Genomic DNA, 25,176 nt, shown 5'->3' on the forward strand with positions numbered 1-25,176 from the left:
TGCTAGGTGAGCGCCGGGTCGGCCGGGTCGGTGGCCTCGGCGCGCAGCAGGCGTAGCAGGAGGCGGCCGGCCCGCTGGTAGGGGGTGTCCTCGTCGTGCAGCACGGCCTGGGAGTTGGCCGTCTCCAGGAGGGCGATCAGGGCGAAGGCGAGGTCGTCGAGGTCGGTGCCGGGCCGCAGGCCGCCGGTGGCGCGGGCCTCGGCGAGGGCGTCGGCGATCACCTGGCGCCACTCGCGGGCGCAGTCGGCGAGGGCGTCCCGGACGGCGCCGGGGCGGGCGTCGAACTCGGCGGTGACCTCGTAGAAGAAGCAGCCGCCGGGGAAGACCCGGGCCCGGGAGTAGGCGAGCCAGCTCTCGCAGAGGGCGCGGGCCCGGGCGAGGCCGGGCGGGGTGTCGGCGACCGGGGCGACGACGGCGTCGGCGAAGATGCGGCGGGCGGCGCGGACGGTGGCGAGCTGGAGCTCCTCCTTGGAGCCGAAGCCGGCGAACACGCCGCTCTTGCTGAGCCCGAGGTCGGTGGCGAGGCGACCGATGGAGAGCGCGCCGAGGCCTTCGACGGAGGCGATCGCGACGGCGCGGTGCAGCACCGCCCGGCGGGTCTCCTCACCGCGCAGGACCCGTCCGTCCGTGGTCGATCCGGCCATCGGCCACCTCAGTTCTCGTCGTCGCCGTCGCCGTCGCGGTGCGTGCCGCCAGGGTAGCCCGGGGGTGGGCGGCGGACTCCTCGCCCATAAAACTGCACGAACGGTCGTGCTAATATCCGAGCCCAGCACGGCCCCCGCACCCCGGCACGCCCGTCCGCACCGACAGGGAGACCGCATGGACCCGGCCCTCGCACTGGTTCGCACCGCCCTCAACACCACCTCGCACCTGGCGCCCCGGCTGGCCGGCCGCGCCGCGTACGAGCTGTTCCAGCGTCCGCTGCGGCGCAGCGCCGTCCGCCCCGCCGAGCGGGAGACCCACCGGCAGGCCACCGTCGAGCGGATCACCGTGAACGGCAAGGACGTCGTCGTCTACCGCTGGGGCGACGGCACCCGGCCGGTGCTGCTGATGCACGGCTGGCGCTCCCGCGCCTCGCGCTTCGCCCCCTACGTGCCCCGGCTGCGCGCGCTCGGGCTGAGCCCGGTCGCCTTCGACGCGCCGGGCCACGGCGACTCCGGCGGCCGGGCCACCACGGTGCTGGAGTACCGTGCCATCGCCGGGCAACTCCAGGACAGCTACGGCGGGTTCGAGGCGATCGTGGCGCACTCGCTCGGCGTGGCCGGGGCGTTCCTGGCGCTGCGCGAGGGAGTCCGGGCCGGGCGGCTGGTCGCGCTCGCCGGGGTCAGCGAATTCGCCTACCTGCCGGGCGCGTTCTGCGCCGGGCTCGGCCTCGGCCCGGTGATCGAGCGGGACCTGCGGCACCGGATCGAGCACGAGCTGTTCGCCGGCACCGAGGACCCGTGGCGGCGCTTCGACGCCGCGCACCGGCCCGAGGAGGTGTCGCCGCCGATCCTGGTGGCGCACGACGAGGGCGACGACGTGGTCGGAATATCGCACGCGCGGCGCCTGAAAGCCGCGTACGGTGACCGGCTGGAACTACTGGTCACCCGAGGGCTCGGCCACCGCCGGATCGTCGCCGAGCCCACCGTCATCGACAACGCGATCGGCTTCCTGTCGGCCGGTCAGGAGGTCAGCGCCGCATGAGCCGTGCCGGAGAGCTCGTCGAACTGCACGCCCGGTCCCTGGAGTTGGCCGCCGAAGTGGTGGACGGCCTGCGGTCGGACCAGCTGGAGCTGCCGAGCCCGTGCGCGGGCTGGACGCTGCGCCGGCTGATGGAGCACATCGTCGGCCAGCACCAGGGCTTCGCCGCGGCCGCCCGCGGCGCCGGGCCCGACCTCGCGCTCTGGGCCGACGCCCCGGTCGGCGACGACCCGGCGGGCGCCTTCCGCCGCACGGGCGCCGAGCTCACCGAGGCGTTCCGCGAGGCCGTGGCGGCCGGGCGCGAGGTCTGGCTGCCGGAGATCCAGCACGGCGGCCCCTTCCCGCTGGCGCACGCGGTCGGCTTCCACCTGCTCGACACCCTGGTGCACGGCTGGGACGTCGCGGCCGCGCTCGGTGTCCAGGCCCCGTTCACCGCCGTCGTGGACGGAGACGAGGCGCTGGCGGCGACCCTGCTGGCGGTCGCCGGGGCCGTCCCGGCCGCGCCGGAGAACCGGGTGCCGGGCAAGGCGTTCGCGCCGCGCCTCGAACCGGGTGCGGCGGGCGGCCGGTTCGACCGCGCGCTGGCCCTGCTCGGGCGGGACCCGGCCTGGAAGGCCTGAAGCTTTCGGGTGCGGGCGGGCGCCGGCCTGGCGTCAGGCGTGCCGGCCGCCGCGCTGTTCGTCGGGGAAGCGCGGCCCGCCGATCAGGAAGAGCAGCGCGGCGGTCGGAAAGCCGGTCGAGGCGGCCACTAGCACGATGAACTCCCAGAACATCTCCTGCTCCTCGTCAGTCCCGGGCCGCCCGGACACCCGAAGGTGATCCCAAACCTGACAGGCCCTGATTGGCCGAATTGTCCGGTCGCTATTCGACGGTATAACCGGATTGCCCCGGCTGCCACCGGGCGGCGGGGACCGGCCCGCGCCACACCGGCGCAGGGGTCTGGGCGCGGGCCGGGGGCGGCGGCCACACTGTCGGGATGCAGCTACAGCTCGCAGGGGAAGCACGGCGGCCGGACCGCGAGAGCGAGGACTTCGCGGCGGCCTCGCCGGAGGCGCTGGTACTGCTGGACGGTGCGAGTTCGCCGGCCGGCCTGGAGTCCGGGTGCCGGCACGGAACCGCCTGGTACGTCCGCCGGTTGGGCGTGCACCTGCTCGCCCGGCTCACCGACCGGGTGGACCGCTCGATCGCCGAGTGCCTGGCCGACGCCATCGTGGAGACGGCCGCGCTGCACGGCGGCCGCTGCGACCTGGGCCACCCCAACACCCCCGCGGCCATGGTGGTGGCGGCCCGCCGGCACGGCGAGTCGCTGGAGTACCTGGTGCTCGGCGACTCGCTGCTGGTGCTGGAGTACAAGGACGGCCCGCCGAAGGTGATCGGGGACAACCAGCGCTTCCCCGCTGGGGAGGAACTGCGCCGGCAGGTCTGGGCGACCGTCCCCGGCTCGGCCGAGCGGGCCGCGCTGCACCTGGAGTACGCGCTGGCCGTCCGGTCCGCCCGCAACCGGGGCAACGGTCCGTGGATCGCCGCGGCCAGCCCGAAGGCGGCCGGGCACGCGGAGACCGGCTTCGTCCGGCTGGAGCGGCTGCACGCGCTGGCCGCGCTCACCGACGGCGCCTCGCGCTTCACCGAGCGCTTCGGGCTGGGGAGTTGGGCGGACGTGCTGCGGCTGCTCGCCGAGTCCGGTCCGGGCGAACTGATCGCGCAGGTCCGCGAGGTCGAGCGGGCGGACGCCGCCTGCGAGCGCTGGCCGCGAGGCAAGGCGCACGACGACGCCTCTGCCGTCTACGCGCTGCTGTAGCGCGTAGACGGCAGAGGCGTCGGGGGCGGTGCGGTCACCGAGCTGGTGCCGTCACCGAGCTGGTGCCGTCACCGAGGGCGGTGCGGCCGCCCGGGATGGTGCCGTCAGTCGATCGGGTGGCCGAACCGGCCGGACTGGAAGTCCCGCATGGCCTGCTCCAGTTCGCGGTGGCTGTTCATCACGAACGGCCCGTACCAGGCGACCGGTTCGCGGATCGGCTGCCCGCCGAGCAGGATCACGTCCAGGTTGGGGTGGCGGGAGTCCTGCTTGGGGTCGGCGGTGATGGTGATGGTGTCGCCCTCGCCGAACACGGCCGCCTGCCCGGTGTGGACCGGGCGGCCCTCGGCGCCGACGGTGCCGTCGCCGTTGAGGACGTAGGCGAGCGCGTTGAAGTCCGGCCGCCACGGCAGGGTGACCTGCGCGCCCGGGGTGATGCTGGCGTGCAGCAGGGTTATCGGCGTGTGGGTGACGCCCGGGCCCCGGTGGCCGTCCAGCTCGCCCGCGATCAGCCGCAGGACCGCGCCGCCGTCCGGGGTGGAGAGCAGCTTGACGTGGCCGCCGTGGATGTCCTGGTAGCGCGGGGCGGCCATCTTGTCGGAGGCCGGGAGGTTGACCCACAGCTGGATGCCGTGGAACAGGCCGCCGGTGGCCACCAGCGACTCCGGCGGGGTCTCGATGTGCAGGATGCCCGAGCCGGCCGTCATCCACTGGGTGTCGCCGCCGCCGAGGTGGCCGCCGCCGCCGTGCGAGTCCTTGTGGATGAACTCGCCGTCGATCAGGTAGGTGACCGTCTCGAAGCCGCGGTGCGGGTGCCAGGGCGTGCCCTTGGGCTCGCCGGCGGCGTACTCCACCTCGCCCATCTGGTCCATCATGATGAACGGGTCGAGGTACTTGGTGTTGATCTTGGCGAAGGCGCGGCGGACCGGGAAGCCCTCGCCTTCGAAGCCCTCGGGTGCGGTCGCGACGGTGAGGACCGGCCGGGCGCTGGTGGCGGCGGGGTCAGGGGTGGCGACGCGCGGCAGGGTCAGCGGGTTGTCGACGGTCACGGCGGGCATGTCGGCCTCCTTCGGGGGGTTCCTCTGGCCTACGTCCACGAGGTTAGTTCAATTCTCAACAACAAGCAAGTTGAAAGTTGAACCATATGGTGACGAAGGAGCGCGGGGCTCCTCCTCCAGGATGGGTCAGCCGTACATGCGGCGCATGGTGAAGTCGACCATCTGCTCGACCGCCTTGGCGTCGAACACCATCCGGTGCTCGCCTTCCATGTCCAGCGCGAAGCCGTAGCCGGTCGGCAGCAGGTCCAGGACCTCGGCGCCGGTGACGGTGAAGTGCTTGGAGTCCTTGCCGGCGTAGCGGCGCAGCTCCTTCAGCGAGCTGAACATCGGGATCACCGGCGTCGGCGTGTTGTGCAGCGCCAGGAAGCCGGGCCGCTCGCCGCGCGGGCAGTGCACCTTCGAGGTGATGAAGATGGCCTGGAAGTCCTCGACCGCCATCGAGCCCGTGGTGAACGCCCGGACGGCGTCCGCCAGCGACGGCGGCGAGGGCTCGGGGTAGAGGGACTGCTGGGACGCCTGCGACTGCGCGCCGTAGGCGTCGGGGCCGGGCATGCCGTTCATGCCCGGCTGCGGACCCGCCTGCTGCTGGTAGGGGTCGCCCGGGTATGCGTTCTGGTCATATCCGTACACACGGACAGGCTATCGGGAGCGCACCCGCCCGTGCGGGCGTCGATCCTGACAAGGACTGGTCGTCCCGACTTGTGGGACGTGACCACGTTCATAGCGGATTCACCGCCAGGGGCTTGCCCAAGTTACCGCTGGGTAGCATCATGATGCGTACTGGTGGGTACGGGGCGCCCGAACGCGGCGGTCTCCCGGAAGCGACGAACCGGAGAAAACGGCCATGGGTCACTACAAGTCCAACCTGCGGGACGTGGAGTTCAACCTCTTCGAGGTGTTCGGTCGCGAGCAGGTCTACGGCTCCGGACCGTTCGCGGACATGGACGTCGAGACCGCGAAGAACATCCTGAGCGAGATCTCGCGCCTCGCCGAGAACGACCTCGCCGCGTCCTTCACCGACACCGACCGCAACCCGCCGGTCTTCGACCCCGAGACCAACACCGCGCCGGTCCCGGCCGCCTTCAGGAAGAGCTACCAGACCTACATGGACGCCGAGTGGTGGCGTCTGGGCATCCCGGAGGCGATCGGCGGCCAGGTCACCCCGTCCTCCCTGATCTGGGCCTACGCCGAGCAGGTCCTGGGCTCCAACCCGGCCATCTGGATGTACTCCTCCGGCCCCGCCTTCGCGGGCGTCGTCCACGACGAGGGCACCGAGGAGCAGAAGAAGGTCGCCCAGCGGATGACCGACCGCCTCTGGGGCGCCACCATGGTCCTCACCGAGCCCGACGCGGGCTCGGACGTGGGCGCCGGCCGCACCAAGGCGATCAAGCAGGAGGACGGCTCCTGGCACATCGAGGGTGTGAAGCGCTTCATCACCTCGGGCGAGCACGACATGTCCGAGAACATCATCCACCTGGTGCTGGCCCGCCCCGAGGGCGGCAAGCCCGGCACCAAGGGCCTGGGCCTGTACATCGTCCCCAAGTTCGACTTCGACTGGGAGACGGGCGAGCTGGGCGAGCGCAACGGCGCCTACGCCACCAACGTCGAGCACAAGATGGGCCTCAAGGCCTCGAACACCTGCGAGATGACCTTCGGCGCCAAGCACCCGGCCAAGGGCTGGCTGCTCGGCGAGAAGGTCGACGGCATCCGCCAGATGTTCAAGATCATCGAGTTCGCCCGGATGATGGTCGGCACGAAGGCCATCGCCACCCTCTCCACCGGCTACCTGAACGCCCTGGAGTACGCCAAGGAGCGCGTGCAGGGCGCCGACATCTCGCAGTTCCTGGACAAGACCGCCCCGCGCGTCACCATCACCCACCACCCGGACGTGCGCCGCTCGCTGCTCACCCAGAAGGCCTACGCCGAGGGCATGCGCGCGCTGGTCCTGTTCACCGCGTCCGTCCAGGACGACATGGTGGCCGCCGGCCTGCGCGGCGAGCGCGACGAGGCCGCCGAGCGCCTCAACGACCTGCTGCTGCCGATCGTCAAGGGCTACGGCTCCGAGAAGTCCTACGAGCAGCTCGCCCAGTCCCTGCAGACCTTCGGTGGCTCCGGCTACCTGCAGGAGTACCCGATCGAGCAGTACATCCGGGACGCCAAGATCGACACCCTCTACGAGGGCACCACCGCGATCCAGGGCCAGGACTTCTTCTTCCGCAAGATCGTCAAGGACGGCGGCCAGGCGCTCACCGCGCTGTCCGAGCAGATCCAGAAGTTCCTCGGCGCGGCCGAGGGCGGCGACGCCCTGGCCGCCGAGCGCGAGCTGCTCGCCAAGGCCGTCGGCGACCTGGACGCCATCGTGGGCAAGCTGCTGGCCGACCTCACCTCGGTCGAGCAGGACGTCAAGAACATGTACAAGGTGGGCCTCAACACCACCCGCCTGCTGCTCGTCTCCGGCGACGTCGTCGTCGGCTGGCTGCTGCTGCGTCAGGCCGCGGTGGCGCTGGCCAAGCTGGAGGCCGGCGCCTCGGAGAAGGACGTCCCGTTCTACCAGGGCAAGGTCGCGGCGGCCCGCTTCTTCGCCAAGAACGTCCTGCCGACCGTCGCCCCGCAGCGGTTGATCGCCGAGGGCATCGACAACGAGATCATGGACCTGGCGGAGGAGGCCTTCTGAGGCCCTCGCCCCACCCGTCACCCGCCGCGGTGCCCCCAGGGGCGCCGCGAGGGGCGTGACACCTCTCCGACCGCCTGACAGCACCCTCACGTCGAAGGGCCCGGCTCCCGCCGGGCCCTTCGGCGTTGCGGCCCGTCCGCACCGCACCCGTCGCCGAGTTCGCCCGTTTCGCACCCGTTGTTCGGGGGCCTCAGGCGCCGGGCCGGGCATGGCGATGACCGTCCGCGACCGGCGCGGATCTCTGGGTGTACGGAGTTCGGCACGGCGTCACTTCACGGTTGTGTCCTCGTTCTGCATCCGTTGGGAGGTTCCGAATTCCCTGTCCGTGTACGGGCATATGCTCAAGGTGCGAAGCCGACTCCCCATCCGGCTTCAGCCCTCCCTCGACTCAGGAGCAGTATGTCGACCGCCGCCGCCCGCCAGGCATTCTTCGACCGGACGCACAGCGACGATCTGATCGCGTTCCTCGGCACCTCGCCGTCCCCGTACCACGCGGTCGCGAGCGCCGCCGAGCGGCTGGAGAAGGCAGGCTTCCGGCAGGTCGCCGAGACCGACGTCTGGGACGGCGCCGCCGGCGGCCGTTACCTGATCCGGGGCGGCGCCCTGATCGCCTGGTACCTGCCGGAGAGCGCCCGCCCCGAGACCCCGTTCCGGGTGGTCGGTACCCACACCGACTCGCCGAACCTGCGGGTCAAGCCGGTGCCGGACACCGGCTCGGCCGGCTGGCGCCAGGTCGCCGTGGAGATCTACGGCGGTGTCCCGCTGAACACCTGGCTGGACCGTGACCTCGGGCTCTCCGGCCGCCTCGCGCTGAAGGACGGCAGCTCGCGGCTCGTCCAGCTGGACGAGCCGCTGCTGCGGGTGCCGCAGCTCGCGATCCACCTGGACCGCCAGGTCAACGACGGCATGAAGCTCGACAAGCAGCGCCACCTCACCCCGATCTGGGGCCTCGGCCCGGTCGACGAGGGCTCGCTGATCTCGTACGTCGCCGAGCGTGCGGGCGTGGACGCCGCCGACGTGGCCGGCTGGGACCTGATGACGCACGACGTCCAGCCGGCCGCCTACCTGGGCCGCGACCGCGAGCTGCTGGCCGGCCCGCGCCTGGACAACCTGCTGTCCGTCCACGCCGCCACCGCCGCGCTGGCCGCCGTCGCCTCTGCCGAGGGCGCCGCCGACCTGCCGTACATCCCGGTGCTGGCCGCCTTCGACCACGAGGAGACCGGCAGCGAGTCGGACACCGGCGCGCAGAGCCCGCTGCTCGGCAACGTCCTCGACCGCACCGTCCACGCGCGCGGCGGCACCCCGGAGGACCGCGCCCGGGCGCTGGCCGGGACGATCTGCCTCTCCTCGGACATGGGCCACGCCGTCCACCCGAACTACGCCGAGCGGCACGAGCCGGGCCACCACCCGCTGCCGAACGGCGGGCCGATCCTCAAGGTCAACGTCAACAACCGCTACGCGACCGACGGCGTCGGCCGGGCGGTGTTCGCGGCCGCCTGCGAGAAGGCCGGCGTGCCGTGGCAGTCCTTCGTGTCCAACAACGCGATGCCCTGCGGCACCACCATCGGCCCGATCACCGCGGCGCGCCTCGGCATCAAGACGGTGGACTGCGGCATCGCGGCGCTGTCCATGCACTCGGCGCGCGAACTGTGCGGCGCCGAGGACCCGTACCTGCTGGCCAGCGCGATCAAGGCGTTCCTGGAGGGCTGATCCCCCCTCAACGGCGAAGGGGCCCGGCGGAGTACGCTCCGCCGGGCCCCTTCCGCGCCGGACGGGCTACTCCAGGCCGGCGAGCACCAGCGGCAGCCGGCGCGCGCCGTCGGCGACCAGCTTCACCGGCACGCCCCAGTCCTGCTGGTGCACGTGGCAGGCCGGGAACTCGATCTCCGGATCGTCGTCGCAGGACGCGGCCATCGCCGAGACGTGCAGCACGCCCTCGGCGACCTCCTCGGAGAGGACCAGCTCGCGCGACAGGTCGCTGTCCGCGCCCGCTCCGGAGACCAGCAGCTCGGGCGGGGTCGCGCTGACCAGCAGCCGGGTGGACGGGCCGTACCGCTCGTCCAGCTTCTGGCCGCTCGGCGCCGAGAACACCACGTCCAGCCGGAGCGCGCCCGGCGCGACCTCGGTGGCCGCCCGCCGGGTGCGGTGCGCGACCGACTCGACCCGCACCGCCTCCTCCGGCAGCCGCAGCCTGGTCAGCCGGTGCCGGGCCGACTCGACGACCACGATGTCCCCGTCCACCAGGACCGCGCCGGACGGCTCGCGCAGGTCGGTGGCCAGCGTGGTGACCTCGCCGCTCGCCGGGTCGAAGCGGCGCAGCGCGTGGTTGTAGGTGTCGCTGATCGCCACCGAGCCGTCCGGCAGCACGGTGACGCCCAGCGGGTGCTGGAGCAGCGCCTGAGCGGCCGGGCCGTCCCGGTGGCCGAAGTCGAAGAGGCCGGTGCCGACGGCGGTGTGGACCGTCCCGGTTCCACGTGCCCCCTCCGATCGGCTGAGCCAACGGATCGAGGAGGTCTCCGAGTCGGCCACCCACAGCCGCTCGCCGTCCGCCGAGACCGCCAGACCGGACGGCTGGGCGAACCAGGCCTCGCCGACGGGCCCGTCCACCAGGCCCTCGTTGGTGGTGCCGGCCGCGACGCCGACCGTGCCGGCGGCCGGGTCGTACGCCCACAGCTGGTGCACGCCGGCCATCGCGATCCACACCCGGCCGTCGAACCAGGCGACGTCCCAGGGCGAGGAGAGGTCCACCTCGCGGGCCGGGCCCTCGGTCGCCGAACCCTGCCACCACTGGCGGCCGGTGCCCGCCAGCGTGGTCACGGAGCCGTCCGCCAGCCGCACCCCGCGCAGCGCGTGGTTGACGGTGTCGGCCACGATCACGTCGTAGTCCGAGCCCGCCGGCAGCAGCGCCAGCCCCTGCGGCTCGCTGAACCGGGGGCTGGTGCCGTCCACCAGGCCGCGCTGCCCGTCGCCGATCCGGCGGACCACCGTCTCGCCGTCCTCGGCCAGCTCCACCAGCGAGTGGTGGCCGGAGTCGGCGACCAGGAAGTGCCCGTCGGGCAGCCGGACCGCCTTGCCCGGGAACTTGAGGTCCCCCGCGGTCGGCTCCGGCGCCACGTACGGGCCGTCGCCGCGGCGCAGCGTGCCCTTCGCCGCGTGCTCGGCCTCCAACTCCTCCACCAGCCGCGCGATCGCGTGCGCGTGGCCCTCGCCCGCGTGCTGGGCGACCACGTACCCCTCCGGGTCGATCACCACCAGCGTCGGCCAGGCCCGCACGGCGTACTGCTTCCACGTCGCCAGCGCCGGATCGTCCAGCACCGGGTGGTGCACCTCGTACCGGGCGACCGCGTCCACCACGGCCTGGTGGTCCGCCTCGTGCACGAACTTCGGCGAGTGCACCCCGACGATCACCACGGTGTCCCGGTGCTTCTCCTCCAACTCCCGCAGCTCGTCCAGGACGTGCAGACAGTTGATGCAGCAGAACGTCCAGAAGTCCAGGACGGTGATCTTGCCCCGGAAGTCGGCGAGCGTCAGCTCCTTGCCACCGGTGTTCAGCCAACCGCCTGCCCCGACCAGCTCGGGGGCGCGTACACGTGCACGAGATGCCATGCCTGTATCCAACCGCATCGTGGTCGGGCGGCATTCCGGGGCGGCGGTCGTGGTGGGGGCGCGGTCGGGGGTGGTGGGCGTGTCGGCGGGGTGGGGGCCGGGGGTCGTGCTGTCGTTGGCCGCATGATCACCTCACCCCTGCTCCGGTCGGCCCTGACGGTCGCGACCGCTGTCCTGCTCGCCACCGGTGCCGGCGCCGCTTCGGCGGCGGCCGCCCGGCCCGGTCCGCGTGACGTCACCGCGGAGCAGTGCCAGGACGCCGGGGGGTGGGTGGAGGGCTCCGGGTACTGCGTGGGGGCCGAGGGCGACGACGACTGGGGGCAGCCGATCGACGGGCAGGCCATCAACCCGCATCCGGCGCCGGGCGAGGAGGACTGAGGGCGTCAGGGCCGGGTCCGGGTCCGGGTCAGGGCCGGGTCAGGGCCGGGGGAGCTCCGCCTGCCAGCGGGTCTCGCCGTCCTGCTGCTCGCCGGTGGGGGTGAGGCCGAGGGCCCGGGCGACGGCGGCGGAGGCGTGGTGGTCGGGGTGGATGTGGGCGGTGACGGTGCTGACGCCGGTGGCGGCGAGGTGGGAGAGCAGGGCGCGGGCGGCCTCGGTGGCCAGGCCGCGGCCCTGCCAGGGGGTGCCGACCACCCAGGCGAGCTCGGCGGCCCCGGGGCGGACGGTGGTCTGGACGTAGCCGGTGAGGCGGCCGTCGGCGCGCAGCCGCAGCGCCCAGTTGCCCCAGGTCTCGGCGGGGTCGGGGGAGCCGGCGGCGAGCCGGGCGTAGCGGACGCGCAGGTCGTCGGCGGTGGCCGGGGAGCCGCCGGTGAAGGCGTGCAGGGCGGGGTCGGCGAGGGCGGCGGCCAGCTCCTCGGCGTGCTCGGGGCCGATCGGGAGGAGGTCGAGGCGCTCGCTGTGCAGCGGGGCGGCGGGGTCGGGACGCATGCCGCCATTGAACGCCCGTGTGTGGCGGTGCTTCCCGGCGGGTGGGGGGATCGGGTCGAATGGGGGTCACGTCGACACGGAGGAGGCCGCTGTGCGGTACCTGGTCAGGGAGAAGCTGTTCGCGGTCGGAGACGACTACTGGATCGAGGACGACCGGGGTCACAAGGCGTACCTGGTGGACGGCAAGGTGTTGCGGCTGCGGCACACCTTCGAGCTGAAGGACGCGCACGGGCGGGTGGTCGCGGTGGTGAAGGAGAAGGCGTTCACCGTCCGCGACGCGATGAAGATCGAGGACGCCGACGGCGAGGTGATCGCGACCGTCCGGGAGAAGCTGTTCACCCCGTTCCGCGACAAGTACCTGGTGGAGCTGGCGTCCGGCGGCGAGCTGAAGATCCACGGCAACCTGATCGACAAGGACTACCGGATCGAGAACCACCACGGCGACGACCTCGCCCGGATCTCCCGCAAGTGGTTCCGGATCCGGGACACCTACGGCGTGGAGATCGCCGACGGCGCCGACACCGGCCTGCTGCTCGCGATCGCCGCCTGCGTCGACCACCTGGTGCACGAGGAGCACTGATCCCCCACTGACGTCAGGGGTCCTGCTTCCCCGGTCCGCCGCCCGCCCCGGTGGGGTATCTTTGCCAACCCTTGACCAGGCCGGTCGGGGATCGGCGAGCGGACCGGGGGCTGGGACCACGATGGACGACATCCTGCACGGGCTCGGCGCGGCAGCGGCCTACGGAGCCCTCGGGGTGGTGCTGCTGCTCCTCGGCGTCGGCCTGGTGGACCTGTTGACGCCCGGCAGGCTCGGCCACCAGATCTGGGTCGAGCGCAACCGCAACGCCGCCGTGCTGCTCAGCTCCGCGCTGCTCGGCATCGGCGGCATCGTCTTCACCGCGATCATGTACACCTACGCGGACTTCGCCAAGGGCCTGGTCTCGACCGCCTGCTACGGCCTGCTCGGGCTGGTGCTGATGGCCGTCGCCTTCTGGGCGGTGGACCTGCTGACGCCCGGCAGGCTCGGCGCGATCCTGGTCGAGCCGGAGCCGCACCCGGCGGTCTGGGTCTCGGCCAGCTGCAACATCGCGGTCGCGGCGGTGGTGTCGGCCGCGATCGCCTGACGGCCCGCCCGAGCGCCTGGGCGCGCCCGGCCGCGTTCGGCTGATGGAGCGTCGGCCGACGGCCGGCGGTGGCGGCGAGGATCCGGCCGGGGTCGCCGACCTGCTGCGGCGGTGGGGCCCGGCCGGTAACGTACCGGCATGGCTGACCTTGAAGAACGCGCCAACGTCGTCGCGTCCGGCTCGCGGCAGGCCGGGGCAGGGGTGTCCGTCCGACGGCGCCGCGTCACCGACCTCGCCGACTGCGTCCGGGTGCTCGGCGACGTCCACGCCACCGACGGCTACCCCGCCGACTGGCCCGACCGCCCCGCCGCCTGGCTCACCCCCGGGGGCCTGCTCGCCGCCTGGGTCGCCGAACTGGACGGCCGCCCGGCCGGCCACGTGGGCCTCTCCCGCAGTGCCCCCGGCGACGTCGCCCCCGGTCTGTGGAGCCGCCGCACCGGCGGCCGCCCGGAACTCACCGCCGTGATCGGCCGGCTCTACGTCGCCCCCACGGCACGCGGCCACCGGATCGGCGCACAGCTGGTGGCGTCCGCCGTGGCGCACGCGCGGGCGCTCGGCCTCCACCCCGTCCTCGACGTCCTCGCCACCGCGGCCCCGGCGAACGCCTGCTACCGCCGCCTCGGCTGGACCTGGCTCGGCAGCGGCGAACAGCAGTGGGCCGCCGACCGCACGGTCGTGGTCCACTGCTTCGCCGCCCCGAGGGAGTAGCCGGCTCCCCGCGGGCGGCCGGTGGCGGCGACCCGTCCGGAAGTGGCGGCGGCACCACTGGAGCGGGGCCGTTCGTCACACGGGGATGACGTCGACGCCCTGCTCCAGGCCGACGAAGTCGCCCGCGTTCCGCGTGTAGAGCGGCAGGCCGTGGGCGGCCGCGGTCGCCGCGATCATCAGGTCCATGCGGCGGGGGCGGGGGTCCCGCCTGGCCTGGATCGTGAGGGCGACCAGGGTGCCGAACCGCCGAGCTGCCTCGCGGTCGAAGGGGAGGGCGGCGAACTCCGCCTCTACGTCCGCGAGTCGCTGGGCCCTGGCCATCATCTGCACCGGGTCCTTGGCCAGGGCGACGCCCTGGGCGAGTTCGGCCAGCACGACGGACGACAGCGCGGCATCGGCCGGCAGGAGCTGTGGATCGATCTGCGGCAGATCGATCACGACGCAGGTGTCGAGCAGTCCGCGTCGGCGTCGCTCGGTCACTTCCGCTCCCACGGGTCGTCGCCGCCGATCCGGTCCTCATCGCCGTAGAAGGCGTCGGCTTCCGCGCGCATCTGCGTCGCGTCGACCGCCGGCGCGTTCCGCCACTTTCGCTGGAGTTCCTCGACGGGGACGAATCGGCGGCGACTGCTGATCGGCCGGACTTCGGCGATCTCGGTGCCGTTGCGAGTGATGTGGTAGATCTCGCCGGCTTCGACATCGTCGAGCACGGCCTTGGACCGCGCTGCGAGTTCGCGCTGCGTGATGGTCTTCATGGGGCAAGTGTATCGCGCCGTAATGCACCGTGTCGCACTGGCGGGGGAGACCGGTTCGGCTATCCGGCCGGGCGGTCCGCGGTGGGGCGGCGGCGGAGGGCGGGGGTGGTGACGGACGGGGGCTGCCAGACGCCGTCGGGGTGGTAGACGTCGGTGCCGGGCGGGACGATGGCGTCGATGCGGTCCAGGGTGGCGTCGTCGAGGACCAGGTCGGCGCCCTTGAGGGCGGCCTCCAACTGGTCGTGGGTGCGCGGGCCGAGGATCACCGAGGTGACGGCGGGGTGCGCCAGCGGGAAGGCCACGGCCAGTTCGGGGAGGGTGCGGCCGAGGTCCCCGGCGAGGGCGGTGAAGGCCTCGACGGCCTCCAGCTTGGCCGCGGTGGTGGGCAGCGTCGGGTCGAAGCGGCCCGGGTTGATGGTCGGGCGGCCGGTGGTCAGGTCGGCCGGGCGGTCCTTGCGGTAGCGGCCGGTGAGGAAGCCGGAGGCGAGCGGGCCCCAGGTCAGTGCGCCCATGCCGAGCCGCTGGACGACGGGCAGCACGTCGCGCTCCACGCCGCGGGCGAGCAGCGAGTACGGCGGCTGCTCGGTGCGGAAGCGCGGCAGGGCGCGGCGTTCGGCGACGTGGTGCGCGTCGACGATCTGTTCGGCGGGGAAGGTGGAGCAGCCGAAGGCGCGGATCTTGCCGGACCGGACGAGGTCGCCGAGGACGGACAGGGTCTCCTCGACGTCGGTGGTGTGGTCCGGCCGGTGGATCTGGTAGAGGTCGATCCGGTCGGTGCGCAGCCGGCGCAGGCTGTCCTCGACCGCCCGGAGGATCCAGCGCCGGGAGTTGCCGCCGCGGCTGCGGCCCTCGCCCATCGGGAAGTGCCCCTTGGTGGCGAGCACGATCTCGTCGCGGTCGCCGCGGGCGGCCAGCGTCCTGCCGACGATCTCCTCGGACTCGCCGGCCGAGTACATATCGGCGGTGTCCACGAAGTTGATGCCCCGGTCGAGCGCGGTGTTGATGATCCGGGCGCAGTCGTCGTGGTCGGGGTTGCCGACGGAGCCGAGCATCATCGTGCCGAGGCAGTAGGTGCTCACTTCGATGCCGGTGCCGCCGAGGACGCGGTAGCGCATGGTGCTGCTCCCCCTGGTGGTGGGTCGGTGGTGCGTCAGAGGCTAGGAGTTGGAGTGCACTCCATGGCAAGGGTCGGTCCGAATCCCCGTCCACCGGGGGAGTCCGGGCCCGTGGCGCGGAGCGGACGGGCGGGGGCCGGTCGGGGTGCGTTGTTTGCGGAAACGGCAACAAAGCTTGCCGATACGGCCGGTCCGGTCGCAGCCTGGCGGTGGAGGTGAGCGCCATGGGCGACACGATGAGGACGGCAGGGCCGACGGCCCCCCGGGACGACTACGACGCGGTGGTGGTCGGCGCGGGTGCGGCCGGGCTGAGCGCCGCGCTGGTGCTGGGCCGGGCCCGGCGCCGGGTGGCGGTGGTGGACGCGGGCCAGCCGCGCAACGCCCCCGCCGCCCACATGCACGGGTACCTGAGCCGGGACGGCATGCCCCCGGCGGCGCTGCTGGAGGTCGGCCGAGCGGAGGTCGCCGGCTACGGGGTCGACCTGATCGACGCCCGGGCCGACCACGTCGAGGGCGTCGCGGACGCCGAAGGCGCGGGGACGGGCTTCGCCGTCCACCTGGCGGGCGGCCCCGTGCTGCACGCGCGCCGGGTGGTCGTCGCCACGGGCCTGCGCGACGGGCTCCCGGAGCTCCCGGGCCTGCTCGAACGCTGGGGCCGCGACGTGCTGCACTGCCCGTACTGCCACGGCTACGAGGTCCGCGACCGCCCGCTCGGCGTGCTCGGCACCGGCCCGGGCGCGGTCGACCAGGCGCTGCTGCTCCGGCAGTGGTCCGCGGACGTCGTCCTGATCACGCACACCCTCACGCCGACCGGGGCCGAGCGGGAGCGGCTCGCCGCCCGCGGCGTCCGGGTCGTCGAAGGCCGGATCACCCAGCTGGTGACCGACGCCGACCGGCTGCGCGGTGTGGAACTCGCCGACGGCCGGGTGGTGCCGCGCGAGGCCGTGTTCGTCTTCCCGCAGCCGGTGCCCCGGGACGCGCTGCTGTTCGGCCTGGAATGCGCCCGGGACGAGAACGGCTGGGTCACCACCGACCGGGCCGGCCGCACCAGCGTCCCCGGCGTCTGGGCGGTCGGCAACGTCGCCGACCCGCGGGCGCAGGTCGTCGTCGCCGCCGGGATGGGCGCTGCGGCGGCGTTCGACCTCGACCACGACCTCGTCGCGGAGGAGATCGGACGGGCGGTCGCCGAACACCGCGCGTCCGGCGCCGCCGTTCCCGCCTGAACGGGGGAAACTCCCCCGGCACCTTCGTCCGGCGTCACCCGTTCGCCCGCGTCACCCGTTCGCCCGCGTCGCCCGTTCGACCGGCGTCACCCGTCCGACCTTCCGTCATCCGCGATCGGAGAACCCACGATGTCCGAACACCAGCACCAGCACCAGCACGGCCAGGGCCACCAGCACGGTCACCACCACGGCGACGTCCCCGCCGCCGACTTCGACTGGGACGCCCTCGCCGCCCACCTGGAGCGGGAGGCCGAACTGCGTGCCCCCGCCATCACCGGGGCCGCGCAGTGGCTGCGGTCCCTGCACGGCGAGACCGGCGGGGTGCGGCGGGTCCTCGACGTCGGCAGCGGGCCCGGGGTGATCGCCGGACTGCTCGCGGACGCCTTCCCCGAGGCCGAGACGGTCGCCGTCGACCAGTCGGCCGCCCTGCTGGAGCGCGCCCGGGCCCGCTCCGGCGGCCGTCTGGGCACCCAGCAGGCCGACCTGCCCGCCGAGTTCGGCAAGCTCGGCGAGGCCGACCTGATCTGGTCAGGCAACGCGATCCACCACCTCGGTGACCAGCAGGCCGCCCTGACCTCCCTCGCCGCGACGCTCCGGCCCGGCGGCCTGCTGGCCGTCGCCGAACGCGGCCTGCCGCTGCGCTACCTGCCGCGCGACTTCGGCCTCGGCCGGCCCGGTTTCCAGGCCCGGCTCGACGCCGTGCACGAGGACGGCTTCAGCACCATGCGCGCCGAACTGCCCGGCGCCACCGAGGAGGTGGAGGACTGGCCGGCCATGCTCACCCGCGCCGGCCTGACTCCCAGCGGCACCCGCACCTTCCTGATCGACCACCCGGCCCCGCTCGCCCGCCCCGCCCGCGAGCACCTCCACACCCAACTCGCCCGTCTGCGCGACCAGCTCGCCGACAACCTCGCCCCCGAGGACCGCACCACCCTCGACGCCCTCCTCGCCGAGGACACCCCCACCGGCATCCTGAACCGCCCGGACGCCTTCTTCCTCTCGGCCATGACCGTCCACACCGCCCGCAAGGCCGGCTGACGGCCGCAACCGCCCCGGCCGCAGCAGGGGCCTACCGGCAGGGGCCTACCGGCAGGGGCCTACAGGGTGTGGCCGAGAGCGGTGATGAGGGCGGCGATGCGGGCCTCGTCGCGGCGGTAGTGGGTCCACTTGCCGATGCGGGTGGCGCGGACGAGGCCGGCGCGCTGGAGTTCGGCGAGGTAGGCGGAGACGGTGGACTGGGCGAGGCCGGCCTTGGCCTGGATGTGGCTGACGCAGACGCCGACCTCGCGCGGGTCGGCGACCGCTTCCTCCAGGGGGAAGTGACGTTCGGGTTCGCGCAACCATGCCAGCAGTTGCAGGCGCGTCGGGTTGGCGATCGCCCGCAGGGCGGTGACCAGGTCAACATCCATGGCTGGAAGCGTACCGGCGTGTGACAGCAGGGCCTCGGCGAGCCGACGCCGGTCAGTGGGGCAGTGCGGTGCCGCCCGGTGGGGTGCCGACGACCTGGACGCACCATCGGTGATGATGCGTCAGATCCATCCCGGTGTCAGGCGGGTGGCGGGCGGACCGGGTCCCGGGCCGCCCGCCGGGGCTCAGCCCTCCTGGCCGCCGAAGCGGGTGGTCCAGGCGGCCAGGTCCTCGTCGGTGATCTTGGCGAACAGCACCGGCGGCACGGTGAACGCCGTCCCGGCCGGCACCAGGTCCAGTGCCCGCGCCCGCTCCGGGCCGACCCAGGACAGGCCGGCCGCCGGAGCGTCCCCGGGCAGGGCGAAGGCGCCGCGCATCGCGGCCGCCGCGGTCGGGATGAACGGCTCGGAGACCACCGCGTACAGCTGGATCAGGTTCATCGCGGTGCGCAGGGTCAGCGCCGCCGCGTCCGGGTCGGTCTTCACCTGGAGCCAGGGCGCCTTCTCGTCCAGGTACGCGTTGCCCGCGCTCCACAGCGCGCGCAGACCCTGCGCGGCCTTGCGGAAGTTGAGCCCGTCCAACTGGGCCTCGTACTCGGCCAGCAGGGTGGCGATCTGCTCGCCGAGGCGCTGCTCGGCCTCGCCGGGCGCGTGGCCGGCCGGGACGGCGTCGCCGAAGCGCTTGCGGCTGAAGGTGAGCACCCGGTTGACGAAGTTGCCGAGGGTGTCGGCGAGGTCCTTGTTGACGACGGAGGCGAAGAGGTCCCAGGTGAAGCTGGAGTCGTCCGACTCGGGGGCGTGCGCCATCAGGAAGTAGCGCCAGTAGTCGGCCGGCAGCAGTTCCAGGGCGACGTCGGTGAAGATGCCGCGCTTCTGGCTGGTGGAGAACTTCCCGCCGTAGTACGTCAGCCAGTTGAAGGCCTTGACGTAGTCGACCTTCTTCCACGGCCGACGCGAGCCGAGGATCGTGGCCGGGAACATCACGGTGTGGAACGGGACGTTGTCCTTGGCCATGAACTCGGTGTACCGGACGCTGTGGTCGGCCTCGTACCACCAGGACTTCCAGTCCCGGGCCTGCCCGGCCGGGGCCGCGTCCGCCCACTCCTTGGTGGCGCCGATGTACTCGATCGGGGCGTCGAACCAGACGTAGAACACCTTGCCCTCGGCCGCCAGCCCCGGCCAGACGTCGGCCGGCACCGGGACGCCCCACTCCAGGTCGCGGGTGATCGCGCGGTCCTGGAGGCCCTCGGTGAGCCACTTGCGGGCGATCGAGGAGGCCAGCACCGGCCAGTCGTCGCCGTGGGCGGCGATCCACTGCTCGACCTCGTCGGTCAGCTCCGACTGGAGCAGGAACAGGTGCCTGGTCTCCCGGACCTCCAGGTCGGAGCTGCCGCTGATCGCCGAACGCGGCTCCAGCAGGTCGGTCGGGTCCAGTACCCGGGTGCAGTTCTCGCACTGGTCGCCGCGCGCCTTGTCGTAGCCGCAGTGCGGGCAGGTGCCGACGATGTAGCGGTCCGGCAGGAAGCGGCCGTCGGCGTTGGAGTACACCTGCCGGATCGCGCGCTCCTCGATGAAGCCGTTGCGCTGGAGTTCGCGGGCGATCTCCTGGGTGATCTCGCGGTTCTGCGGGGAGGAGCTGCGGCCGAAGTGGTCGAAGGACAGCCCGAAGCCGTCGTACACCGCCTTCTGCGCGTCGTGCGCCTGGGCGCAGAACTCGGCGACGGGCAGCCCGGCCTCCTGCGCGGCCAGTTCGGCGGGCGTGCCGTGCTCGTCGGTCGCGCAGATGTAGAGCACCTCGTGGCCGCGCTGGCGCAGGTAGCGGGAGTAGACGTCCGCCGGGAGCATCGACCCGACCATGTTGCCCAGGTGCTTGATCCCGTTGATGTACGGAAGGGCGCTGGTGACCAGGTGCCGAGCCATCCTCGGATGCTCCGATTTCTCCCGCACGCGCACCCCACCCGGAGTGCTGTGCCAGGCGCAGGGGTCCACTGTGGGCTGCCAAGCCTACCGCCGCCGGGCCGGGAGGGCGGTGCGGTTCAGGGGGGCGGACTCAGGGGCGGGCGCGGTTCAAGGGCGGCGCTGCTCAGGGGCGGGGGCGGGTGCGGCTCAGGGCCCGACGGAGTCGCTGTACCGGTCGAACTCCCCGGCCTTCACCCCGCGGACGAACGCGGCCCACTTGCGCGGCGTGGTCCGGACGACGATCTCGGGGCGGTCCGACTCGCGGATCTCCACCAGACCGTCGGCGGCTCTGATCTCGACGCACTCGTTGCTCTCGCCGCTGGACGAGGACTTCCGCCACTCAGTCATGAGAAGTCTTTCAGTAAGGCCCGGATGAAGTCCCGGGACTCGGCCGGCCCGAGGGCGACCGCGGCGGTCTCCTCCTTGATCTGTCGGTACGTCTGCAGTTCGGTGTCGGTGTGCACGAACTTCGGCCCGTTCGAGAGGTCGATCTGCACGGTGTCGAGCTCGGGAACGGGCCCGCGGGCGAGGTAGAGGCTCTCTCCGGACCCGGGAAAGGTCTCGACGCTGAACGGGATGGTCCGGATCTCCACCCCGGGCCGCTCGGAATGCTCCAGCACGTCGAGCAGTTGGTCGCGCAGCACCACCGCCCCGCCGAACTGCATGCGCAGCGCGGATTCGTGGATGTACGCGGCGTACGGCTTCGGGCGTTCGGTGAACAGCCGCTGGCGCTGGATCCGGAATGCCGTGCGGGCGTCGGCGTCCGGCTGGGGCATCGGCGGCCGGACCCGGGCGAACACCGCGGAGGCGTACGCCGAGGTCTGCAGCAGTCCGGGGATGAAGGTGGTGTGCAGGATGGCCAGCGACTCGGCGTGGTGCTCCATCTCCGCGATGTCGATGAGCCCGCCGGGCAGCCGGCCGCGGTAGCCGTCCCACCAGTACTTGCGCCGGTCCTGCGTCATCGCGAGCAGCGCGTCGAGGTAGGGGCCGTCGGCGCAGTGGCAGGTGCGGGCCCAGAGCCGGAGCCGTTCGGCGCTGATGCCGGACTTCCCGTTCTCCATCTGCGAGATCTTGGGCAGGTCGGTGCCCAGGGTGGCGGCCAGGCTCTTGGGCGTCACGCCCACGCGTTCGCGCATCTTGCGCAGCTCGATGCCAAGGCGCTGCTGACGCACGGTCGGCGACAAGCGGGGTGGCATGACTCTCTTCTCCGGATCGCGGCTCGGGTCGATGCTTCCGGTGAAGTGTGCCGTGCTCACCCGGCCCTAGCTACTGAAATGGGGGATACCCCACGATGGAGTGAACGTTCTCCCGCTCGGTAGCAAGTCTTGCACCTCGACCCTATGGTCGTTCCCGCGTCAGTCACTGACTTGTTGTGGCCTAAACAGCCGCCAATCAGCCGTAAATACACACCAGATGCATGGTCGGCACGCTCGACATCACCGACCGGAGACTGTCATGCCGCTTCCGCTGCTTCTCACCCCCGCCCACCGCATTCCCGCCACCCGGTGAACGGCCTGCTCGTCGCCGGTTTGTCCGCCCTCCTGCTCGCCGTGCTATTCGTCGGCTGGCTGGTCTGGCTGGTCAACGCCCAACCCCGCGAACCGCGTTCCGTAAAACGCGAGTTCGTCGTCCGCCATTCCTCCGCCGCCGTCGAGAAGAAATAGCGCGCGGCAGCGGTGGCCCCCCGCCGGGAGGGGGGCCACCGGAGGGTGCGGTCAGCCGTCGCCGAAGTGGTCGAATTCGCCGCGCTTCACGCCCTCGATCCAGAGCGCGAACTTCTGCGGGGTGGTGACGATGATCGCGTCGGGGCTCTCGGATTCGCGGACCTCGATCAGCCCCCGTTCGTTGACGGACACCTCCACGGAGTCGCCGCCGTCCCGGGTGCTGCTGGTGGACTTCTGCCACTGCTGGGTCATCGGTTTCCTACTCCCATCGCGGTTCCTGCCTGGCACCCTGGACAACTCCCGGGGGGCCGTTCAGGAACGGGGGCGCACGGAGGGTTGGGCACCGCGCGAAAGGCGCTCGACGAGGCGGATCCGGGCGGCGGGCCACTCGTCGGCGAGCATCGAGAAGTAGGCGGTGTCGCGCCACACGCCGGTGGCGCGCCGCTTCTCACGGCGGTGGACGCCCTCGTACCGGGCGCCGAGGCGCAGGATCGCGTTGCGGGAGCGCTCGTTGAGCGCGTCCGTCTTCCAGTAGACCCGGCCCATGCCCAGGTCGTCGAAGGCGTGCGAGAGCAGCAGCAGCTTGGCCTCGGTGTTGACGGGCGTGCGCCAGACCGAGCGGGCGTACCAGGTGCCGCCGATCTCGACGACCTCGTCGACGGGCCTGACGTCGTAGTAGCCGGTGATGCCGACGGCCCGGCCGCTGGGGAGGTCGATCACGGCGAACTTCACCGCCGACCCGGCCGCCACCTCGGCGAGCCGGGCGTCGAGGATCGCGCCCAGTTCCTCCTCGGTCGCGGGCGGGAGGGAGGGGATCCAGCGCCAGACCTCCGGGTCGGGGCCGACGCCGGCCCACAGGTCGGGCAGGTGGTGGCGGCCGAGGGGCTCCAGGCGGACGTGGCGGCCGGTGAGGGTCACGGGCGTGGGCGGCTGTGCGGTCATGCCGGAAAGGTAGCGCCATGCTGCACTAGATGCAATGAACTTCTGCACTAGTGCAAAATCGGTGGAGCGGGCAAAGCGAAGGGCCCCGCGGGACGTCCCGCGGGGCCCTCGACCGGATCAGGCTCAGATGAACGAGTTGATCTGGATCGTCTCGTCGCGGCCCGGGCCGACGCCGATGGCGGAGATCGGCGCGCCGGACATCTCCTCCAGCGCCTTCACGTACGCCTGCGCGTTCTTCGGCAGCTCGGCGAAGGTCTTGGCCTTGCTGATGTCCTCGGTCCAGCCCGGCAGCGTCTCGTAGATCGGCTTGGCGTGGTGGAAGTCGGACTGGTTGTACGGGAGTTCCTCGACCCGCTTGCCGTCGATCTCGTACGCGACGCAGACCGGGATCTGCTCCCAGCCGGTGAGCACGTCGAGCTTGGTGAGGAAGAAGTCGGTGAGGCCGTTGACCCGGGTCGCGTAGCGCGCGATGACCGCGTCGAACCAGCCGCAGCGACGGTCACGGCCGGTGGTGACACCGCGCTCGCCGCCGATGCGGCGCAGCGCCTCGCCGTCCTCGTCCAGCAGCTCGGTCGGGAACGGGCCGGAGCCGACGCGGGTGGTGTAGGCCTTGAGGATGCCGATGACCCGGTCGATCTTGGTCGGGCCGATGCCGGCGCCGGTGCAGGCGCCGCCCGAGGTCGGGTTCGACGAGGTCACGAAGGGGTACGTGCCGTGGTCGACGTCGAGCAGGGTGCCCTGGCCGCCCTCCAGCAGGACGACCTTGTTCGCCTTGAGCGCCTGGTCCAGGACGAGGGTGGTGTCGGCGAGGAAGGGCTTGATCTTGTCCGCGTAGCCGAGGTACTCCTCGACGACCAGCTCGGCCGGGATGGCGCGGCGGTTGTACAGCTTGACCAGGATCTGGTTCTTGTCGTGCAGCGCCGCCTCGATCTTCTGGCGCAGGATCGACTCGTCGAACAGGTCCTGGACCCGGATGCCGACGCGGTTGATCTTGTCCGCGTAGGTCGGGCCGATGCCGCGGCCGGTGGTGCCGATCCGGCGCTTGCCGAGGAAGCGCTCGGTGACCTTGTCCAGGGTGCGGTGGTACGGCGTGATCAGGTGGGCGTTGCCCGAGACCAGCAGCTTGGAGGTGTCGATGCCACGGTCGTTGAGGCCGCTCAGCTCGGAGAGCAGCACGCCCGGGTCGATGACGACGCCGTTGCCGATGACCGGCGTCACGTTAGGGCTGAGGATGCCGGAGGGGAGCAGGTGCAGGGCGTACTTCTGGTCGCCGATGACCACCGTGTGACCGGCGTTGTTGCCGCCCTGGTAGCGGACGACGTAGTCGACGGAGCCGCCGAGGAGGTCGGTGGCCTTCCCCTTGCCCTCGTCCCCCCACTGAGCGCCAACGAGCACGAGTGCCGGCACAGGCGTACACCCCTTCCGGTTGGGGCATCCTGCGTAGGCCGCAGTCTGCCCCGAGATAGACGAAGCCCCTGGCGCAGTAGCGCAAGGGGCTCTTGCACCGAGAGATTACCTGAGGAAGGACCGGTCGTGTCGTCCCTGTCCACGCCCGCAACCGGCGGCCCCGAGCCGCTCCTGCTGCTCCTCGACCCGGCGGCCCGGCAGACCGACGGCGAGTCGGTGCGGATCGCGAAGGACGTGCTCTGCGGAGGCGCGGACGTCAAGGTGGTCTATCCGGAGAGCCCGTCCGAACTCGACCGGGTGCTTTCGCACCGGGGCCGTCGGCGCCCGGTCGTGATCGGTTCCGACCTGGCGTTGCAGCGGGTGCTCCAAGCCCTGTACCGCCAGCGTGAGCTGGGCGCCGATCCGGTGGGCATGGTTCCGGTCGGCCGGTCGGAGGAACTGGCCGCGGCCCGCGCGCTCGGGGTGCCGGGCGAGCCGGTCCGGGCCGCGCGGGCGGTGCTGTCGGGTGCGGCGCGCAAGCTCGACCTGCTGGTGGACGACGGCGGCGGGGTGGCGCTGGGAGGGGTGCGGATCACCGGTGCCGGGACGCGGCGTCCGGCAGGCCGTACGGGTGGTTGGCGTTCGCTATGGGCGAAACTTGCTGCGGCCGAGCAGGCGAACGCACTCGCGGCGGACGGCCGGTCCTCCGCCGAGCACAACCCCCGGGTCCGGGTCGAGGCCGACGGCCGGCTGCTCGCCGACGTGCACCGGCCGGTGCGGCTGGTCCAGCTGACCCTGCCGGGCGCCGAGGCGGACGCCGCCGGCGTGCTGGAGGTGGTGATCCGCGCACCCGGCGCCCTGGTGCGGGCCCGGGCGGAGAGCGTCTCGGTGGTCGGGCGCGGCTTCGGCTACGAGGCGGACGGCCACCCCGTCGGTCCGGTCCGCGCCCGCACCTGGACGGTCCACCCGGGCGCCTGGGGCCTGTTGCTGCCCGCCGCGTGACGCCGGGGTGAACCCCGGGTGAGCAGGCTCACTTTCGCCGTCGCCCCGACTCCCGGCCCTCCGCACACGGAACGCCCCAACAGGCGCGAACCACAAGGCCAACCGCCTCCGGCCGGAATTCCCCCCACCCGAAATCCCCACCCGGTAAGGGG

At 72.6% G+C, this 25,176-nt stretch carries 28 protein-coding genes; 13 read left to right on the forward strand and 15 right to left on the reverse strand.

Going from position 1 to position 25,176, the window contains the following annotated elements; translation table 11 throughout:
* Positions 1-2: 2 nt before the first annotated feature.
* Complete coding sequence (locus tag ACIO9K_RS06365) at positions 3-644, reverse strand: TetR/AcrR family transcriptional regulator (protein ID WP_400327405.1); 642 nt, start codon at positions 642-644, stop codon at positions 3-5.
* A gap of 175 nt (positions 645-819) precedes the next feature.
* On the opposite strand from ACIO9K_RS06365, the gene ACIO9K_RS06370 reads away from it, so the two are divergent.
* From ACIO9K_RS06370 to ACIO9K_RS06380, 3 genes are all read left to right on the forward strand, one after another.
* On the forward strand, positions 820-1,686 hold the full coding sequence (locus ACIO9K_RS06370; RefSeq protein ID WP_400327407.1) for an alpha/beta hydrolase: 867 nt from the start codon (positions 820-822) through the stop codon (positions 1,684-1,686).
* Positions 1,683-2,303 (forward strand): TIGR03086 family metal-binding protein, encoded by a 621-nt coding sequence (locus ACIO9K_RS06375; protein WP_363581454.1) that lies wholly within the window; start codon positions 1,683-1,685, stop codon positions 2,301-2,303. The genes ACIO9K_RS06370 and ACIO9K_RS06375 overlap by 4 nt, the downstream gene beginning before the upstream one ends.
* A 356-nt stretch (positions 2,304-2,659) precedes the next feature.
* On the forward strand, positions 2,660-3,481 hold the full coding sequence (locus tag ACIO9K_RS06380) for an integrase (RefSeq protein ID WP_363621181.1): 822 nt from the start codon (positions 2,660-2,662) through the stop codon (positions 3,479-3,481).
* 104 nt (positions 3,482-3,585) lie between these two features.
* Here the strand turns inward: ACIO9K_RS06380 and ACIO9K_RS06385 are convergent, their stop codons facing one another.
* Together ACIO9K_RS06385 and ACIO9K_RS06390 are read right to left on the reverse strand one after the other, a co-directional pair.
* Positions 3,586-4,536: a pirin family protein gene (locus ACIO9K_RS06385; protein WP_400327410.1), complete on the reverse strand. Its 951-nt coding sequence runs from the start codon at positions 4,534-4,536 to the stop codon at positions 3,586-3,588.
* Positions 4,537-4,662: 126 nt separating this feature from the next.
* Entirely contained in the window at positions 4,663-5,166 is a 504-nt protein-coding gene (locus ACIO9K_RS06390; RefSeq protein ID WP_063348360.1) for an SseB family protein, read from the reverse strand.
* 214 nt (positions 5,167-5,380) lie between these two features.
* Here ACIO9K_RS06390 and ACIO9K_RS06395 point away from each other — a divergent pair, with 214 nt between their 5' ends.
* Both ACIO9K_RS06395 and ACIO9K_RS06400 read left to right on the forward strand, forming a co-directional pair.
* Positions 5,381-7,210 carry an acyl-CoA dehydrogenase gene (locus ACIO9K_RS06395; RefSeq protein WP_363621184.1) on the forward strand — a complete coding sequence of 610 codons (1,830 nt, stop codon included), beginning with the start codon at positions 5,381-5,383 and terminating at the stop codon, positions 7,208-7,210.
* A 399-nt stretch (positions 7,211-7,609) separates the two neighbouring features.
* The gene (locus ACIO9K_RS06400) at positions 7,610-8,920 is read left to right on the forward strand and encodes a M18 family aminopeptidase (protein ID WP_063348358.1); all 1,311 of its coding nucleotides are present in this window, start codon (positions 7,610-7,612) and stop codon (positions 8,918-8,920) included.
* 66 nt (positions 8,921-8,986) lie between these two features.
* Here the strand turns inward: ACIO9K_RS06400 and ACIO9K_RS06405 are convergent, their stop codons facing one another.
* Positions 8,987-10,816 (reverse strand): NHL domain-containing thioredoxin family protein, encoded by a 1,830-nt coding sequence (locus ACIO9K_RS06405; protein ID WP_400327413.1) that lies wholly within the window; start codon positions 10,814-10,816, stop codon positions 8,987-8,989.
* Positions 10,817-10,939: 123 nt separating this feature from the next.
* Here ACIO9K_RS06405 and ACIO9K_RS06410 point away from each other — a divergent pair, with 123 nt between their 5' ends.
* Positions 10,940-11,194 (forward strand): hypothetical protein, encoded by a 255-nt coding sequence (locus ACIO9K_RS06410; RefSeq protein ID WP_363581442.1) that lies wholly within the window; start codon positions 10,940-10,942, stop codon positions 11,192-11,194.
* A 39-nt stretch (positions 11,195-11,233) separates the two neighbouring features.
* On the opposite strand, the gene ACIO9K_RS06415 is transcribed toward ACIO9K_RS06410, so the two are convergent.
* On the reverse strand, positions 11,234-11,743 hold the full coding sequence (locus ACIO9K_RS06415; protein ID WP_363621203.1) for a GNAT family N-acetyltransferase: 510 nt from the start codon (positions 11,741-11,743) through the stop codon (positions 11,234-11,236).
* Positions 11,744-11,834: 91 nt separating this feature from the next.
* Between ACIO9K_RS06415 and ACIO9K_RS06420 the strand changes: the two genes are divergently transcribed.
* The 3 genes from ACIO9K_RS06420 to ACIO9K_RS06430 all read left to right on the forward strand — a co-directional run bounded on the left by ACIO9K_RS06420 (position 11,835) and on the right by ACIO9K_RS06430 (position 13,575).
* Positions 11,835-12,323 (forward strand): LURP-one-related family protein, encoded by a 489-nt coding sequence (locus ACIO9K_RS06420; RefSeq protein WP_363581438.1) that lies wholly within the window; start codon positions 11,835-11,837, stop codon positions 12,321-12,323.
* 121 nt (positions 12,324-12,444) lie between these two features.
* Positions 12,445-12,867 (forward strand): DUF350 domain-containing protein, encoded by a 423-nt coding sequence (locus tag ACIO9K_RS06425; RefSeq protein WP_400327416.1) that lies wholly within the window; start codon positions 12,445-12,447, stop codon positions 12,865-12,867.
* Positions 12,868-13,005: 138 nt separating this feature from the next.
* Positions 13,006-13,575, forward strand: a complete 570-nt coding sequence (locus ACIO9K_RS06430) for a GNAT family N-acetyltransferase (protein WP_363581434.1) — start codon at positions 13,006-13,008, stop codon at positions 13,573-13,575.
* Positions 13,576-13,650: 75 nt separating this feature from the next.
* Here the strand turns inward: ACIO9K_RS06430 and ACIO9K_RS06435 are convergent, their stop codons facing one another.
* Genes ACIO9K_RS06435 through ACIO9K_RS06445 form a run of 3 tightly spaced genes read right to left on the reverse strand, consistent with a single transcriptional unit; the run spans position 13,651 to position 15,442 of the window.
* Positions 13,651-14,055 carry a PIN domain-containing protein gene (locus tag ACIO9K_RS06435; RefSeq protein ID WP_400327418.1) on the reverse strand — a complete coding sequence of 135 codons (405 nt, stop codon included), beginning with the start codon at positions 14,053-14,055 and terminating at the stop codon, positions 13,651-13,653.
* On the reverse strand, positions 14,052-14,327 hold the full coding sequence (locus tag ACIO9K_RS06440) for a PhdYeFM domain-containing protein (RefSeq protein ID WP_363621209.1): 276 nt from the start codon (positions 14,325-14,327) through the stop codon (positions 14,052-14,054). The genes ACIO9K_RS06435 and ACIO9K_RS06440 overlap by 4 nt, the downstream gene beginning before the upstream one ends.
* A 59-nt stretch (positions 14,328-14,386) precedes the next feature.
* Positions 14,387-15,442 carry an aldo/keto reductase gene (locus tag ACIO9K_RS06445; protein WP_400327421.1) on the reverse strand — a complete coding sequence of 352 codons (1,056 nt, stop codon included), beginning with the start codon at positions 15,440-15,442 and terminating at the stop codon, positions 14,387-14,389.
* Between the two features lie 224 nt (positions 15,443-15,666).
* On the opposite strand from ACIO9K_RS06445, the gene ACIO9K_RS06450 reads away from it, so the two are divergent.
* A complete protein-coding gene (locus ACIO9K_RS06450) occupies positions 15,667-16,665 on the forward strand; it encodes an NAD(P)/FAD-dependent oxidoreductase (protein WP_363621213.1) in 999 nt (332 codons plus the stop codon).
* A gap of 129 nt (positions 16,666-16,794) precedes the next feature.
* Positions 16,795-17,703 (forward strand): class I SAM-dependent methyltransferase, encoded by a 909-nt coding sequence (locus ACIO9K_RS06455; protein ID WP_363621214.1) that lies wholly within the window; start codon positions 16,795-16,797, stop codon positions 17,701-17,703.
* Between the two features lie 59 nt (positions 17,704-17,762).
* Here ACIO9K_RS06455 and ACIO9K_RS06460 read toward each other — a convergent pair whose 3' ends face one another.
* The 4 genes from ACIO9K_RS06460 to ACIO9K_RS06475 all read right to left on the reverse strand — a co-directional run bounded on the left by ACIO9K_RS06460 (position 17,763) and on the right by ACIO9K_RS06475 (position 21,226).
* On the reverse strand, positions 17,763-18,074 hold the full coding sequence (locus ACIO9K_RS06460; protein ID WP_063348348.1) for a helix-turn-helix transcriptional regulator: 312 nt from the start codon (positions 18,072-18,074) through the stop codon (positions 17,763-17,765).
* A 183-nt stretch (positions 18,075-18,257) separates the two neighbouring features.
* Positions 18,258-19,991 (reverse strand): methionine--tRNA ligase, encoded by a 1,734-nt coding sequence (gene metG / locus ACIO9K_RS06465; RefSeq protein WP_400327424.1) that lies wholly within the window; start codon positions 19,989-19,991, stop codon positions 18,258-18,260.
* A gap of 186 nt (positions 19,992-20,177) precedes the next feature.
* Positions 20,178-20,378: a DUF397 domain-containing protein gene (locus tag ACIO9K_RS06470; RefSeq protein WP_063348346.1), complete on the reverse strand. Its 201-nt coding sequence runs from the start codon at positions 20,376-20,378 to the stop codon at positions 20,178-20,180.
* Positions 20,375-21,226 carry a helix-turn-helix transcriptional regulator gene (locus tag ACIO9K_RS06475; RefSeq protein ID WP_363581421.1) on the reverse strand — a complete coding sequence of 284 codons (852 nt, stop codon included), beginning with the start codon at positions 21,224-21,226 and terminating at the stop codon, positions 20,375-20,377. The genes ACIO9K_RS06470 and ACIO9K_RS06475 overlap by 4 nt, the downstream gene beginning before the upstream one ends.
* A 309-nt stretch (positions 21,227-21,535) precedes the next feature.
* Here ACIO9K_RS06475 and ACIO9K_RS06480 point away from each other — a divergent pair, with 309 nt between their 5' ends.
* Positions 21,536-21,694 carry a hypothetical protein gene (locus tag ACIO9K_RS06480; RefSeq protein ID WP_350880619.1) on the forward strand — a complete coding sequence of 53 codons (159 nt, stop codon included), beginning with the start codon at positions 21,536-21,538 and terminating at the stop codon, positions 21,692-21,694.
* A 51-nt stretch (positions 21,695-21,745) separates the two neighbouring features.
* Here ACIO9K_RS06480 and ACIO9K_RS06485 read toward each other — a convergent pair whose 3' ends face one another.
* The 3 genes from ACIO9K_RS06485 to ACIO9K_RS06495 all read right to left on the reverse strand — a co-directional run bounded on the left by ACIO9K_RS06485 (position 21,746) and on the right by ACIO9K_RS06495 (position 24,043).
* Positions 21,746-21,946, reverse strand: a complete 201-nt coding sequence (locus tag ACIO9K_RS06485; RefSeq protein WP_350880617.1) for a DUF397 domain-containing protein — start codon at positions 21,944-21,946, stop codon at positions 21,746-21,748.
* A gap of 60 nt (positions 21,947-22,006) precedes the next feature.
* The gene (locus tag ACIO9K_RS06490; RefSeq protein WP_363621218.1) at positions 22,007-22,636 is read right to left on the reverse strand and encodes a GNAT family protein; all 630 of its coding nucleotides are present in this window, start codon (positions 22,634-22,636) and stop codon (positions 22,007-22,009) included.
* Between the two features lie 123 nt (positions 22,637-22,759).
* Positions 22,760-24,043, reverse strand: a complete 1,284-nt coding sequence (locus ACIO9K_RS06495; protein WP_063348342.1) for an adenylosuccinate synthase — start codon at positions 24,041-24,043, stop codon at positions 22,760-22,762.
* A 126-nt stretch (positions 24,044-24,169) separates the two neighbouring features.
* On the opposite strand from ACIO9K_RS06495, the gene ACIO9K_RS06500 reads away from it, so the two are divergent.
* Positions 24,170-25,024 carry a diacylglycerol kinase gene (locus tag ACIO9K_RS06500; protein WP_363621220.1) on the forward strand — a complete coding sequence of 285 codons (855 nt, stop codon included), beginning with the start codon at positions 24,170-24,172 and terminating at the stop codon, positions 25,022-25,024.
* Positions 25,025-25,176 lie beyond the last annotated feature (152 nt).

The organism is Kitasatospora sp. NPDC087271, from assembly GCF_044744605.1.
GTDB lineage: Bacteria > Actinomycetota > Actinomycetes > Streptomycetales > Streptomycetaceae > Kitasatospora.